A 13607-nucleotide genomic window follows, 5' to 3' on the forward strand; every position below is an offset into this window, starting at 1 on the left:
AGCCCCCGGAGCGGCCACCCCCGCAGCCACCCCCGGCACCCCCCACCCACCCGAAAGCCCACCCCGCACCCAAGCCCCGCGCAGCGGCCCCCATCCGCCCCACCCCAGTGGCACCCACCCCTCCCCCATGCGAGTGTGGCGGACAGCACCAAGGACCCCTCCCGGTAAGACCCGCACGGTAAAGGGATGAGCGATGGAACGACCCCGGATCCTGATCGTGGGCGGTGGCTTCGCCGGCCTGGAGTGCGCCCGCCGCCTCGAACACAAGCTGGCGCCCTCCGAGGCCGAGATCTCGCTGGTCACGCCGTTCAGCTACCAGCTCTACCTGCCGCTGCTGCCGCACGTCGCCGCCGGCGTCCTGACGCCGCAGTCGGTGGCGGTGTCGCTGCGCCGCAGCCTGCGCCGGACCCACATCGTGCCCGGCGGGGCCATCGGGGTGGACCCGGTGTCCAAGGTCTGCGTCGTCCGGAAGATCACCGACGAGGTGATCGCGCAGAAGTACGACATCCTCGTGCTCGCCCCGGGCAGCGTCACCCGCACGTTCGACATCCCGGGCCTCACCGACTACGCCCGCGGCATGAAGACGCTCGCCGAGGCCGCCTACGTCCGCGACCACGTGATCGCCCAACTCGACCTGGCCTCCACGACGCTGGACCAGAACGAGCGCGAGTCCCGGCTGCAGTTCGTCGTGGTGGGCGGCGGCTACGCGGGCACCGAGACGGCGGCCTGCCTGCAGCGCCTGACGACCGCCGCGGCCCGCCGCTACCCGCGGCTGGACGCGCGGCAGATCAAGTGGCACCTGATCGACATCGCCCCGAAGCTGATGCCCGAACTCGGCGACGCCCTCGGCACGGCAGCGCTGGAGGTGCTGCGGGCGCGCGGCATCGAGGTGTCGCTGGGCGTGTCGGTGGCCGAAGTCGGCGCCGAGTCGGTCAAGTTCACCGACGGCCGGGTGCTCCCCTGCCGGACGTTGATCTGGACGGCGGGCGTCGCCGCGAGCCCGCTGATCGGCACGCTGGACGCGGAGACGGTGCGGGGCCGGATCGCGGTGACGGCGGAGATGCGGGTGCCGCAGTTCGACGGGGTGTTCGCGCTGGGCGACGCCGCGGCCGTCCCGGACCTCGCGAAGGGCGACGGCGCGGTGTGTCCGCCGACCGCCCAGCACTCGGCCCGGCAGGGCCGCGCGGTGGCGAACAACGTGATCGCCTCGCTCCGCCACCAGCCGCTGGAGCCGTACTACCACAAGGACTTGGGCCTGGTGGTCGACCTGGGCGGCAAGGACGCGGTGTCGAAGCCGGTCGGCGTCGAGCTGCGCGGGGTGCCGGCGCAGCTGGTGGCCCGCGGCTACCACCTGATGGCGATGCGCACCAACGTGGCGAAGTTCCGGGTGGGCGCGAACTGGCTGCTGAACGCGACGGCCGGCGACGACTTCGTCCGCACGGGCTTCCTGGCCCGCCAGCCCGCCCGACTGCAGGATTTCGAGTACACGGACGCGTACTTGACGAAGGATCAGGTCCGCGCACACGCCCAGGCGCTGCTCGCGAAGGGCTGAGGACCCGAGGGGCCCTGGCCTCCCCCGTTCCACACGGGGAAGGCCAGGGCCACGTCGCGCCACGTCACATCGGGTCACATCGCGTCACATCGCAAAACGTCACTCGGCGGCCAGGTACATCCCGCTCGCGTCCTGCCCGGCCGTGTTGCGGCACGCGTAGTTCCCGCTGCTCCGCGCGAACAGCTGGGTGAGGCAACTGCCCAGCGCCTGCTGCCCGTAGTAGTTCGGGTGCATCGACTCCTGCAGCGCGCCCTGGGTGGTGTTGAGCCCGCCGTCGAGGAAGCGTGCCCACTCGCTGGTGGCCGCGGACGGCGCGGCGTCCGTGGTCGGCTGCTGGGTGGCCGTGGAGCAGACCTCGCGCCCCTGCAGCATGTCGGAGAGGTCGAGGAACTGGACGCCCTTGGCCGCGGCGACCTGCGCCAGCGCCTTGGAGACCTGCGGCACCATCGAGTCGCGCGCCCAGTCGGCGTCGCCGTCCCAGAACGGGCAGCCGCCGGTGTTGGAGCGGGTCCAGCCGCTCTCGGGGTAGCGCATCTCGGAGCTGCGCGGGATCGGGGACGGGTAGGACTGCAGCACGAGACGGTAAGTCCCCTGCCCGTAGCCCGCGTTGGTCATCACCGCACGGATCTCGTCGATCGCCTTGCCGACGCCGGCCATCGCCGCCGGCATCTTCGAGTCGATCGCGGACTGCTGCGAGCCGTGGCAGTAGCTGTACCAGACGAGGTAGTCCTGGACGCAGCTGGAGATGACGCCGGAGAACCCGAGGTCGTTGCCGCCGATCGACAGCGTGATCAGCTTGACGTCGTTCTGCGCGGCCACGGCGGCGAGCTGGTCGGCCTGCGGCGCCTCGCCCTTGAGCGACTGGCCGCCGCTGGAGGCGCGGAAGACGTTGTTGGTGACGGCGCCCGAGCAGGCCAGGTTGATCTGCTTGGCCGCCACAGAGGACGCACCGGTCACCTCGGCGACGTCGGAGCGGTCGCAGCCGTTGGCGGCGGTGGCACCGTAGACGGCGCTCGGGTCGTAGGAACTTCCGTTCCAGGCACGGTCGGTGCCGCTCCGGTCGCCGCTGCCGTCGGCGGAGTTGCCCATCCACCGGCCGGCTTCGCCGGAGATGTAGCTGTCACCGAGCGTGACGCTGGCGGTGGGCCCGCTCGGCGCCGCGGCGGAGGCGGCGGATGCGGGCGCGGCGACGGCGACACCGCCGCCGATCGCGAGCGGGAGGGCGAAGGCCGCGGTGAGCAGCCTGCGGGCGAGTCGCGGGGTCGTGCGGGTGTTTCTCGAACCGTTTTCGGGCACGGCGGAACTCCTGCGGCTCGGTCTCCCCGTGGTGTGGGGACGGGAAGACGCGTGTGAGGGTAGGCCGCCGGCGCCGGTGGCGCGATGAAGATGGCATGACAGAGCTGGTTACCGCTAGGTACGTGCAGCAGGTTTCCCGCTTTGTTACCCACGGGTTCAGACCAGCCCCCACCCGCTCGGCCACCGATCCCCCTCCCCGAACCCCCGCCCCGGCCACCCGCACCCGCCGCACCCGCGACACCCGCACCCGCCACACCCGCCACACCCGCCGCACTCACACCAGCCGCGACCCGCCCCCGCCCGCCCCGAGCACCGCCGCGAGGTCGTCCGCCAGCCGCGGCGCCTCGTCCGGCCGGAGGTCGGCCGTGGTGATCCGGATCCCGGGCGGCGACTGGATCCGGTACCGCGCGCCGGGCGCCGCGACCCATCCGCGCTGCACGAGCGCGGTGAGCGCGGAGGTCTCGTCCGGCACGGGCACCCAGACGTTCAGCCCGCTCTCGCCGTGCGCCGCGATGCCGCGCGCCGCGAGCTCGCCGAGCAGCGCGTCCCGGCGGGCCCGGTAGACGGCGGCCACGGTGGCGACGGGCGCCGCGCCGGTGCGCCAGAGCTCGGCGACCGTCCGCTGGAGCAGGTGGCTGACCCAGCCCGCGCCGAGCCGCAGCCGCCCGGAGACGCGCCCGATGGTGTCCGCGTCACCGACCGCGACGGACAGCCGCAGGTCGGGCCCGTACGCCTTGGCCGCCGAGCGCACGACCGCCCAGTGCCGCGAACCGGCGCCGGCCAGCGGGTGGTAGGCCTGGTCGACCATGCCGTGCCCGTGGTCGTCCTCGATCAGCAGCACGTCGGGGTGCCCGGCCAGCACCTCGCGCAGCGCCGCGGCCCGGGCGGCGGTGAGTGCGGCGCCGGTCGGGTTCTGGGCCCGGCTGGTGACGATCACGGCGCGGGCGCCCTCGTCGAGCGCCGCGGCGAGCGAGTCGGGCAGCGGGCCCTCGTCGTCGAGCCGGACGGGCGCGGGCCGCAGGCCCATCGCGGGCAGCAGGTCGAGCAGGCTGCCCCAGCCCGGGTCCTCGACGGCCACCGCGTCGCCGGGGCGCAGCCGGGTGCCGAGGATGCGCTCGACGGTGTCGAGGGAGCCGGAGGCGACGGCGATCGGGCCGCCGGGCAGGCCGTCGGCCTCGAAGGAGGCGCGGGCGAGGGCGAGCAGGCCCGGGTCGACGGAGGGGTGGCCATAGAGCACGGGCTCGGCGCGGGCCGCCTCCGCCGCGGCGGCGAGGGCCGGGGCGAGGTCGGGCAGGAGGCCCGGGTCGGGGTTGCCGGCGGACAGGTCGCGGGCGTGCGGGGGCACGGGCACGCGGATCTGGTCGCGGGTGGTGAGGGCGGGCCGGGGCAGGATGCGGCTGCCCTTGCGGCCGGCGGTCTCGATCACGCCGCGGTCGCGCAGCAGGCGGTAGGCGGCGGCGACGGTGTTGGCGTTGACGCCGAGCTCGGCGGCGAGGTCGCGCAGCGGGGGGAGCGCGGTTCCGGGCGCGAGCTGCCCGCCACTGACGCCCTGTTCGATGTGGGCCGCGATTTCGCTGGCGCGTCGCCCTTTCAGCGGATAGTCTCCTAGCACAAAGCAAATTATGCACTAGTACATAGAGGTTTGTCATGTCGGTCCCTGCCACGGACAGCACCACGTCGGACGCCACCGCCGCCACCACCACCGGTGCCACCTACGCCCGCACCGCCCGCACCACGCCGACGCGCTACAAGGACCGCGCCACCTGGGAGCGGGACGCGATCCACGCGATACTCGACAGCACCTACCTCTGCCACCTCGGCTTCGTCGCCGACGGCGCACCGGTCGTCCTGCCGACGATCTACGCCCGCGTCGGCGACCGCCTCTACGTCCACGGCTCGACGGGCAGCCGCCCGATGCGCGGTGCCAAGGACGACGAGGGCCTGAAGGTCTGCGTCACCGTCACCCTCGTCGACGCGCTCGTGCTGACCAAGTCCGCGTTCAACCACTCCGTCAACTTCCGTTCGGTGGTGGCGCACGGCACCGCCCACCAGGTCACCGACCCGGAGGAGCTGAACGTCGCCCTGGACGCGCTGGTCGACCAGACCGTCCCCGGCCGCTCCGCCGAGGTCCGCCCGGCCAACGCCAAGGAGCTCGCCGCCACCGCCGTGATCCGCCTCGACCTGGACGAGGTCTCCGCCAAGTCCCGCGACGACGGCGCCAACGACGAGCCTGAGGACGTCGACCTGCCCTACTGGGCCGGCGTCGTCCCCGTCACCAGCGGCTTCGGCACCCCCGCCCCGGCCGCCTCCACCACCGTCCCGCTCCCCGCGCACCTGCGCGAGCTGGCCGGCTGACGAAGGCACCCCGCCGATGCACGACCAGACCCAGACTCAGACCCAGAACGAGAACGAGAACGCGTCATGCTGATCCGCTCCTGGGACCGCGGCGACGAGGCCGAGTGGCGCGCCTGGCTCGCCGAGGGCCGGGACTTCGGCCTGCTCGCCGCCAACGGCGGGCAGGGCGAAGGCCCCGTCCTGGTCCCGACGCACTTCCTGCTCGACGCCGACCGCGGCGAGATCCTGCTGCACCTCGCCGCGCCCAACCCGCTGCTCGCCGCCGTCCGGGCCGACCCGCACGTCACCCTCGCGGTCACCGACGGCTACGCCTTCGCCCCCGGCCACTGGCGCGGCGCACCCGGCACGCCCACCAGCTACTACGCGTCCGTCCACTTCCAGTGCACGGCGGAGATCGTCGAGTCGGCCGCGGGGAAGGCCGAGATCCTCAACCGCCAGCTGGCACACTTCCAGCCCGAGACCCCGGACACCCGGGTCGTCCCGGGCGAGGGGGAGTTCTCCCGGCTGCTCCCGGGCCTGCGCGGACTGCGCCTGACGATCCTCCAGGTGCGCGCCAAGTTCAAGTACGACGACAAGAAGCCGGCCGACGAGCAGCACGCGATCGCCGAACGCCTCGCCGAACGCGGCGGCGGCCAGGACACCCTGGCCCGCACCCAGCTGCTGCGCCGCAACCAGCGGCGCACCGCCGGCTGAGCCCGCGTCACCCCGGAGCACACGGGCCGCACGCCCCACCCCGCGCCCAGCGCCCAGCGCCCGACCACAGACCGCACACCCGGCCGCCCGACCACAGGCCGCACACCCGGCCACCCGGCCACCCGGCCACCCGGCCACCCGCCTGACACGGCATCACCCGATCGGCCCACGAAACCGGGCCTCGGCCCCCCGCCACTGGTCGAATGTGAGACGTACCCTGCCCGCCCGGCGGGGCCCGGGGCCCCGCCCCCCGCCGGCCCCGTGGCCGGGCGGAGCGGCTCAGGCCTTCTTCACCACGCTGGACTTGAGCTGCATCGCGCCGAAGCCCTCGATGCGGCAGTCGATGTCGTGGCCGTCGACGCCGTCGACGAGGCGGATGTTGCGGACCTTGGTGCCCGCCTTGATGCCGGAGACGCTGCCCTTGACCTTGAGGGCCTTGACGACGGTCACGGTGTCGCCGTCGGCCAGCACGTTGCCGACGGCGTCCTTGATCACGCGCTCGCCGGCCGCGGCCGCAGCGCCCTCGCCGGCACCGGCGCCGGCGGGGACCCACTCGTGGCCGCACTCCGGGCAGACCATGAGGGCGTTCATCTCATAGGTGTACTCGCTGGAGCACTGCGGGCACGGGGGGAGGTTGTCGCTCATGTGATCAGGATATCCAGTCGTTCTCAGGGGTGTTTTCCGAGGTCAGCGGGTGTCTGACGGCGGTTCTTCGAGGCGCGGTCGCGGAGCGCCGCAGCGCCGGGCGTATGTGCAGGCGCCGGCCCGTGGTGGCGGCTTCGGCGAGGACGGTCCGGAGCGCCGGCAGGTCGACGGTCCGCGGGCCGGCGGGAGCGCCGTGGTCGTCGTATTCGGTGATGGTGAAGTGCAAGGGCGGCCTTACTGCGGGATCGCGGTCGACGGGCTGAGCGGCAGGCGGACGTAGACGGTCTTGCCACCGTCCGGCGCGGGCTGGATCTTCAGGCCGCCGCCGAGGTGACGGACGAGGCCGGCCACGTCCGCCAGGCCGCCCGTGTCACCCGCGCGCGGGATGTCGGGCAAGCCCGGGTGCCCGTCGCGCACACCGGCTTCGAGGTGGGTGTCGGTCATGGCCAGCAGCAGGTCGAAGAACGGCGAGCGCGAACCGGCGTGCCGGACCACGTTGGTGACCAACTCGGTGATGGCGAAGACGGCGGCGTCGTGCACGACCGTCTTCGGCGGCACGCCCCACCCCGTGAGCACGGTGACCGTGATCCGACGGCTCGTCCGGGCGGCCGGCCAGGTGCCGGCCAGGCTCATCCGGTAGCTGCGGTGGTGGTCGGCGGGCTCTGCCGGCTCGGCGGAGCGGTGGTCGCGGTACCGCCGATCGCGCCAGCGGCGGATCACCGTACGCCCTCGGCGAGTTCGGTCAACGGGACGCTCCGGAGGGGCCGCCGGACAAGGCCCGGCTGGGCAAGTGGGTACGGGCGAAGGCGATGGCCTCCGGCGTGCTGTCGAATATGTGCCCGTCGACGCGGAGCCGGTCGAGCACCCCGAGCGCGTCGAGGGGCCGATGGTGCTCGTCGCGGATGCCGGAGACGAGGACGAGCGTGCCGCGCCCCCGGAGTCGGGCGACGGCGTCGCCGAGGACGGTGGCACCGCTCGCGTCGATCGCACTGACCCGCGACATGCGGAGGATCACGACCTTCGCCTCGGCGCCCTCGGTCAGCTCCAGCAGGAAGCGGTGCGCGGCCGCGAACAGCAGCGGGCCGTCGATGCGGTAGGCGACGATGTGCTCGGCGAGCAGCGCCCGCTCCTCGTCGTGGTGGTCGGCCGGGGGAAGGCCCGCGTGCAGCGGGACCCGCTCGACCCGGGCCGCCTTCGCCACCGCGGCGAGCGCCAGGGCACCGGAGACCAGCAGGCCGATCGCGACGGCGGTGACGAGGTCGAAGGCGAGCGTGGCGGCGGCGGTGAGGACGAGGACGGCGGCCTCGCCGCGCCCCGAGCGGGCGAGCGCGCGCAGCGAGCCGACCTGGACCATCCGTACCGCGGTCGCGATCAGCACCCCGGCGAGCGCGGCCAGCGGGATCCCGGCGACGAGCGGTGCGGCGGCGAAGACGATCACCGCGAGGACGGCGGCGTGAACGAGGGCCGCGAGCCGGGAGACGGCGCCGGAGCGGACGTTCACGGCGGTGCGGGCGATCGCGCCGGTGGCGGCGACGCCGCCGAACAGCGGGGCCGCGAGGTTGGCCAGGCCCTGGCCGAACAGTTCGCGGTCGCCGTCGTGGCGCTCGGAGACGCTCATCGCGTCGGCGGCGGTGGCGGACATCAGGGATTCCAGCGCGGCCAGCGCGGCGACGGCCAGGGCGGAGGGCAGCAGGGCCGGGACGGCCGAGGGGTCGAGGAAGTCGAGCGAGGGCGCCGGGAGACCCGCGGGCACGTGCCCGATGGTGGCGACGGGGAGGCCGGCGAGCCCGGCGGTGACGGTCGCGGCGACGACGGCGATCAGCGAGAACGGCAGCGCGGGCCGCAGCCGTACGCCGACGAGCATCACGGCCGCGACCGCGAGGGCCACGCCGATCGCCGCCCAGTGCGGCGCGGCGGCGAAGTCGCGGGCCGCCTGCGCGGCGACGACGGCCGGGTTGTCGCCCCCCGGCTTCCTCACGCCGAGCGCGCCGGACACCTGCTGGAGGGCGATGACGCCGGCGATGCCGAGGGTGAAGCCCTCGACGACGGGCACGGGGACGTAGGCCATCCAGCGACCGGCGCGCAGCAGGGCGAGCGCGATGAGGACCGCCCCGGCGAGCAGCCCGACGGTGAGCACGCCGCCGGTGCCGTAGCGCGCGACGATCGGGACCAGGACGACGGTCATGGCGCCCGTCGGGCCGGAGACCTGGACGTCGGAACCACCGAAGACGGCGGCGAGTGCGCCCGCGACGACGGCGGTGGCCAGTCCGGCCTCGGCGCCGGCGCCGGAGGAGATGCCGAAGCCGAGCGCGAGCGGCAGCGCGACCACGGCCACCGTGAGCCCGGCGACCAGGTCCTTGCGGGGCGAGCGGCCCATGGTCGCGAGGACCCGCCGGGTGGGCAGCACGGATCCGGCCCGGTCACGGACGGCGTCGAGGACCGTGCGGACGGCCATCGTTCAGCCCTCTCCTTGCTCTTCTTCGGCGGTGTGCGGCAGGTCGATCCCATGGGCGGACGCGATCCACAGCAGGGTGGCGACGCGCCCGGCGTAGGCCTGGGCTCCTTCGTCGTCCCGGTCGGCGCGGGCCTGCCGCAGCTCCTCGCGCGCCCGGGCCAGTTGTTCGCGCAGTTCCTCGTCGAACGCTGCGGTCACAGCCGTCCGCTCCTCTCCCCCGCCGTTGCCGGTCCAACGTCACGACAGCATGTATGGATATGAAGAATTTTTCAAGTCGCTGCTTTCGCATGTGATGGATTCCGACAGTAGCGATCTGTTGTGATCAGTAACGGTCAAAACGACGACCACGAAGCGCCCGGTGCCTACGCTCGGTGCGCGGTCGGCAGACGGCCGGCCACGACGCGAGACGGTCGGGAGGACTTGTTCGGATGGCAGGCATCGAGGGCGCACTCAAGGACGCGATGGCGATCGACGGGGCGGTGGGCGTGGCCCTGGTCGACGCCACCAGCGGGATGGCGCTCGGCACGCTGGGCGAGGCCTCCGGCCTGGACCTCCAGGTCGCCGCGGCCGGCGCCACCGACGTCGTACGGGCGCAGCAGCGGGCGGCGGACGCGCTCGGGCTGCTCGGGGAGAAGCTGGAGGACAGCCTGACGACGCTCACCCGCCAGTACCACCTCGTGCGCCCGCTGACGTCGCCGGGAGGGAAGGGGCTGTTCCTGTACCTGGTGCTGGAGCGGACCCGGGCGAACCTGGCGATGGCGCGGCATCAGGTGCGGCGCATCGACGAGGAGCTGGTGGTCTGAGCCGGAGGGCGGGCCTTACGGCCGGGCGGGTCCCTCGGGCTGGGCGAGCAGGCCGTTGAGGAGCTCGGCCTGGCCGCTGATGACGCCGCCCAGGATGGCGCGGGCGACCCGCAGGAGCTCGGCGACCTGGGGGTTGGTGAGGCGGTAGTAGACGGTCGAGCCCTCGCGACGGGCGATCACCAGGTTGGAGCGGCGCAGCACGGCGAGCTGCTGGGACAGGTGGGAGGCTTCGACGCCGACCTCGGGCAGCATCTCGGCGACGGCGTGCTCGCGCTCGCTCAGCAGCTCCAGGACGCGGATGCGCACGGGGTGGCCGAGGGTTTTGAAGAACTCCGCCTTCAGCTGGTACAGCGGGGTGCCGACCACGGGAGGCGGGGTGGGCGTTTCGGCGTTCACGTCGTCACCGTCTCCGTCCGGGCCGATCGTCGTCGATCTCGATCGATCTTCGTCAAGGAGTTGACCTTAGCAACCGACGGGACGGACGCGCAGGTCAGCCCCGTACCGGGCGGACGGCCCGGCCGCGCACCCGCCGCCGCCCCCAGGCACAACTCCAGGAGCGGCGGCGAGCCTGCATGCGCCCCCGCGACCATCGGGACGGATCGGACGTCGGAAGCGCCCGCGGCACCACCCCGGCCACGCCCGCCCGGCGCGGGCCGAGAGACACCAACCACTGCCCGCGCCGGACACGGAGCGGACGGCACGGCCGTGCGGCACCACGGTGAGATACGCGTTTCCGCGCCCCGACCCCGCATGCAGTTGACGATATTAGCAACTGCTAAGGTCATCATGCGCCAGCCCTCCGGAAGCGGGCCGGCGCCGCCAGGCCGCCCCGGAACCGACGCCGGGGCGGCCTCTCGCGTGCGTACCCCGGGGCCGGTAGCCAAGTCCGCGTGTCCGATGGTCATTTGAGCGGCTTTCCGCACTATCGAGTCGGCCGTGGTCCACCGCCGCTGCTCCGGTGGCGGATCTGGCATGATCGCCCCGTTGATTCGCATCGGCACCATGTGCCCGGATTTGGGACGGGCCAAGGGAGCGACCGGACCGGTCCGGCTCCTTGGCCGCCCTCCCGGGCGGAAGGCGAGGAAGCCCGTGACACCGGCCGGCACCCGTTCGAGCGAAGTCGGGGCTCCCGCCTACCCGATGGCGCGGGAATGTCCGTTCCGCATGCCCGACGGCTACGACCGGTTGCGGGCGGAGGGGCCCTTGTCGCGGGTGACCCTCTACGACGGCCGGGAGGTCTGGCTGGCCTCCGGAAGTGCCGAGGGGCGGGCCCTGCTCCTCGATGCCCGGCTGTCCGTCAGCGTCCTGCACCCGGCTTTCCCCGCTCTGGCCCCGCAGTTCGCCGAGCAGTCGGCGGGCGGGTTCACGCCGCCGTTGAGCGGTGTGGACGATCCCGAGCACGCGCACCAGCGGCGGCTCGTCATCCCCGCCTTCGGCGTCCGGCGGATCGCCGCGCTGCTCCCGGGGATCGAGCGGACCGCGGAGGCGCTCGTCGACGCGATGCTCGCCGGCGGGGACCGGGCCGACCTCGTCCCCGCCTTCTCCCTGCCGCTCGCGTGCGCGGCCAACCTCGCGCTGCTGGGCGTGTCCGAGGAGGACGGGCACTACATCGGGACGCGCAGCCGGCGCCTGCTCTCCCCCGCCGTCGGGGACGAGGCGGGGGCGGCGCAGCGGATCCTCGGCGAGATCCTCGATCGCCTGCGGGCCGTGGTCGCCCGCAAGGAGCAGCGGCCCGGCACCGGGCTGATCGACGAGTTGCTCGCGGGACCGGTCGCGGAGGGCGGCATGGATCGCGATGAGCTCGTCGCGCTCTGCATGGTGCTCATGGCCAGCGGGGACGACAGCACGTCCAGCACCGTCGCCGCCTCGGTGTTCGCGCTGCTGGCGCACCCGGAGCAACTCGAACGGCTGCGCGGTGGACCGGAGTCGATCCCCGGCGCGGTCGACGAGCTCACGCGCCTCACGTCGGTGATCGACATCCTGCCCCGCGTGGCCACGGCGGACATCGAGATCGCCGGGCACACGATCGAGGCGGGCGAGGGCGTCCTGATCTCGCTCATGCTGATGAACCGCGACCCCGGCGCCTGGGAGGACCCCGATGCCCTGGACGTCGGCCGCCGGGCCGGGCGGCACGTCGCCTTCGGGTTCGGGGTCCACCAGTGCGTGGGCCAGAACCTGGCGAGGGCGGTGACCGGGACGGCGCTGAGCGTCCTGCTCCGCCGGGTTCCGACGCTCCGGCTGGCGGTGCCGGTCGAGCAGGTGAAGGCCGATCCCCCGTACGTGCTCCAGGGCGGCGTGTCCGAGCTGCCCGTCGCCTGGTAGGAGGCCCCATGGACGTCAACGGCAGCATCGAGATCGATGCCGGCCGCTGCATCGGCGCGGCGACGTGCACGCGGCTCGCACCCGACGTGTTCACCCAGGACGACGACGGAGTCGCCGAGTTGCTCCCCGGCGGCGCGACGCGGGCCGACGACGCGCTGCTGCGGGAGGCGGTGCTCGGGTGCCCCGTCCAGGCGATCACCGTCCGCGCGAGCTGAACCGGCCCGACGCGAAGGGGTGAGCGGCCCCGCCGTGCAGCGCCGCGGCGGGGCCGGTCAGGCCGCCGCGCGGGCGGCCTTGGTGCGGGCGGCGTCGAAGACGGCGGCCGGGTTCCCGTAGTAGATCCACGGGCCCGCGATCTCCCGGCCCATCCCGCGGAACAGCTCGAGGGCCTGCGCCGGGCGGCCGTTCTCGATCAGGCCGTGGGCGATCCAGCCGCGGGACGGGACGGTGCCGGGGTGGGCCGGGTCGGCGGCCGCGAGGTCGGCCAGGGCCGCGTCCAGGGCGGCCGTGAACTCGGCGGACCGGTAGAGCGTGGCCGCGGACTTGTCGCGCAGCACCTGCTCCCAGTACGCCCGCAGCTTCAGCACCGTCAGCAGACTGCCGGCCGGCGCGCCGGCGATCGCCTCGTCGGCGAACCCGTGCATCAACTCGTCGCTGCCGCGCCACTTCGCGCACCAGTACTGCAGCGCGGCGGTGTGCGCGCCGAAGTGGTGGGGCTCGCGGGCCACGATCTCCGCCCACAGCTCGCGGTAGCGCTCGCGCGACCAGCCCTGGCCCATCGCGATCGCCTGCTGCGCCGCCCACGGGTTCGGGTCGTCGGCCGGGGCCAGCCGGATCGCCTCGTGCGACGCCTCAGCAGCCTCCTGCAGCACCTGGTGGAAGCCCGTGGCCTGTTCCCGGGTCACCTCGGAGGCGTACTGCCCGGTGCGGATCTCCCACGCCCGCTTGACCAGGGCGCAGGTGTGCACCAGGGCGGCCTCGGGGCTGTCGGGCTGCTCCTTGCGCCACTGCCAGAGCCACAGGTCGTCGGTGGCCGCGAGCTCGCCGAACGGGTTCATCCGGGCGTAGCGGGCACTCCAGTCACCTTCATCGCCCGAGAGGTACGCGGCGGCGGGCCGCCAGTCGCCCGCACGGGCCGCGTCCAGCGCGGCACGCGCCGCCGGGTCGGTGGGCTCGCTGCCCACCTCGACCAGCTCGGCGCGCGGCACCAGACCCGCCGCGGGCGCTTCTCGGCCCGCGTCGGCCTTGCGCTGCTTGTTCAGCCAGAGGCCCAGCCGGATGACGAGGACGAGGAGGGTGACGATGACGAACGGGTGGGGCATGAACCTGCTTCTCTACGAACTCCGTCGCACAGGTGTGCGTTCGGTGAAGATCGTAGCGTTCGGTCACCGGGCCCGGGTACGGGTTTTCCAGGCCGGCCGGCGCTCCCGGCACCCTGCTCACGGGCGCCTCATGGACGACTCCTAGGATCGGTCCGGATTCTTCG

15 protein-coding genes are annotated in these 13607 nt (G+C 73.8%); 6 read left to right on the forward strand and 9 right to left on the reverse strand.

Features of this window, described 5'->3' with window-relative positions; translation table 11 throughout:
• Nucleotides 1–193 precede the first annotated feature (193 nt).
• Nucleotides 194–1552, forward strand: a complete 1359-nt coding sequence (locus tag ACFV4G_RS33190; protein WP_380445890.1) for an NAD(P)/FAD-dependent oxidoreductase — start codon at nt 194–196, stop codon at nt 1550–1552.
• 99 nt (nt 1553–1651) lie between these two features.
• Here ACFV4G_RS33190 and ACFV4G_RS33195 read toward each other — a convergent pair whose 3' ends face one another.
• On the reverse strand, nt 1652–2848 hold the full coding sequence (locus tag ACFV4G_RS33195) for a GDSL-type esterase/lipase family protein (protein WP_380445891.1): 1197 nt from the start codon (nt 2846–2848) through the stop codon (nt 1652–1654).
• A 274-nt stretch (nt 2849–3122) separates the two neighbouring features.
• The gene (locus ACFV4G_RS33200; protein ID WP_380445892.1) at nt 3123–4460 is read right to left on the reverse strand and encodes an aminotransferase class I/II-fold pyridoxal phosphate-dependent enzyme; all 1338 of its coding nucleotides are present in this window, start codon (nt 4458–4460) and stop codon (nt 3123–3125) included.
• A 35-nt stretch (nt 4461–4495) separates the two neighbouring features.
• On the opposite strand from ACFV4G_RS33200, the gene ACFV4G_RS33205 reads away from it, so the two are divergent.
• Both ACFV4G_RS33205 and ACFV4G_RS33210 read left to right on the forward strand, forming a co-directional pair.
• The gene (locus tag ACFV4G_RS33205) at nt 4496–5203 is read left to right on the forward strand and encodes a pyridoxamine 5'-phosphate oxidase family protein (protein WP_380445893.1); all 708 of its coding nucleotides are present in this window, start codon (nt 4496–4498) and stop codon (nt 5201–5203) included.
• Between the two features lie 66 nt (nt 5204–5269).
• On the forward strand, nt 5270–5896 hold the full coding sequence (locus ACFV4G_RS33210; protein WP_380445894.1) for an FMN-binding negative transcriptional regulator: 627 nt from the start codon (nt 5270–5272) through the stop codon (nt 5894–5896).
• A 279-nt stretch (nt 5897–6175) separates the two neighbouring features.
• On the opposite strand, the gene ACFV4G_RS33215 is transcribed toward ACFV4G_RS33210, so the two are convergent.
• Genes ACFV4G_RS33215 through ACFV4G_RS33235 form a run of 5 tightly spaced genes read right to left on the reverse strand, consistent with a single transcriptional unit; the run spans nt 6176 to nt 9194 of the window.
• Nucleotides 6176–6541 (reverse strand): zinc ribbon domain-containing protein YjdM, encoded by a 366-nt coding sequence (locus ACFV4G_RS33215; protein WP_380445895.1) that lies wholly within the window; start codon nt 6539–6541, stop codon nt 6176–6178.
• 4 nt (nt 6542–6545) lie between these two features.
• Nucleotides 6546–6767: a hypothetical protein gene (locus tag ACFV4G_RS33220; protein ID WP_380445896.1), complete on the reverse strand. Its 222-nt coding sequence runs from the start codon at nt 6765–6767 to the stop codon at nt 6546–6548.
• A gap of 8 nt (nt 6768–6775) precedes the next feature.
• Nucleotides 6776–7261 carry an ATP-binding protein gene (locus ACFV4G_RS33225; protein WP_380445897.1) on the reverse strand — a complete coding sequence of 162 codons (486 nt, stop codon included), beginning with the start codon at nt 7259–7261 and terminating at the stop codon, nt 6776–6778.
• Between the two features lie 22 nt (nt 7262–7283).
• The gene (locus tag ACFV4G_RS33230) at nt 7284–8996 is read right to left on the reverse strand and encodes a SulP family inorganic anion transporter (protein ID WP_380445898.1); all 1713 of its coding nucleotides are present in this window, start codon (nt 8994–8996) and stop codon (nt 7284–7286) included.
• Between the two features lie 3 nt (nt 8997–8999).
• On the reverse strand, nt 9000–9194 hold the full coding sequence (locus ACFV4G_RS33235) for a hypothetical protein (RefSeq protein ID WP_380445899.1): 195 nt from the start codon (nt 9192–9194) through the stop codon (nt 9000–9002).
• A gap of 230 nt (nt 9195–9424) precedes the next feature.
• Between ACFV4G_RS33235 and ACFV4G_RS33240 the strand changes: the two genes are divergently transcribed.
• Nucleotides 9425–9799, forward strand: coding sequence for a hypothetical protein (locus ACFV4G_RS33240; RefSeq protein ID WP_359970277.1), 375 nt, complete (start codon nt 9425–9427; stop codon nt 9797–9799).
• 15 nt (nt 9800–9814) lie between these two features.
• Here the strand turns inward: ACFV4G_RS33240 and ACFV4G_RS33245 are convergent, their stop codons facing one another.
• Nucleotides 9815–10195 carry an ArsR/SmtB family transcription factor gene (locus ACFV4G_RS33245; RefSeq protein ID WP_380445900.1) on the reverse strand — a complete coding sequence of 127 codons (381 nt, stop codon included), beginning with the start codon at nt 10193–10195 and terminating at the stop codon, nt 9815–9817.
• 816 nt (nt 10196–11011) lie between these two features.
• Between ACFV4G_RS33245 and ACFV4G_RS33250 the strand changes: the two genes are divergently transcribed.
• The gene (locus ACFV4G_RS33250) at nt 11012–12121 is read left to right on the forward strand and encodes a cytochrome P450 (protein WP_380445914.1); all 1110 of its coding nucleotides are present in this window, start codon (nt 11012–11014) and stop codon (nt 12119–12121) included.
• Nucleotides 12122–12129: 8 nt separating this feature from the next.
• The gene (locus tag ACFV4G_RS33255) at nt 12130–12336 is read left to right on the forward strand and encodes a ferredoxin (protein WP_380445901.1); all 207 of its coding nucleotides are present in this window, start codon (nt 12130–12132) and stop codon (nt 12334–12336) included.
• 57 nt (nt 12337–12393) lie between these two features.
• Here the strand turns inward: ACFV4G_RS33255 and ACFV4G_RS33260 are convergent, their stop codons facing one another.
• Complete coding sequence (locus ACFV4G_RS33260) at nt 12394–13443, reverse strand: hypothetical protein (RefSeq protein WP_380445902.1); 1050 nt, start codon at nt 13441–13443, stop codon at nt 12394–12396.
• Nucleotides 13444–13607: the final 164 nt, after the last annotated feature.

The sequence above is a fragment of the Kitasatospora sp. NPDC059747 genome (assembly GCF_042732955.1).
Classification (GTDB): domain Bacteria; phylum Actinomycetota; class Actinomycetes; order Streptomycetales; family Streptomycetaceae; genus Kitasatospora.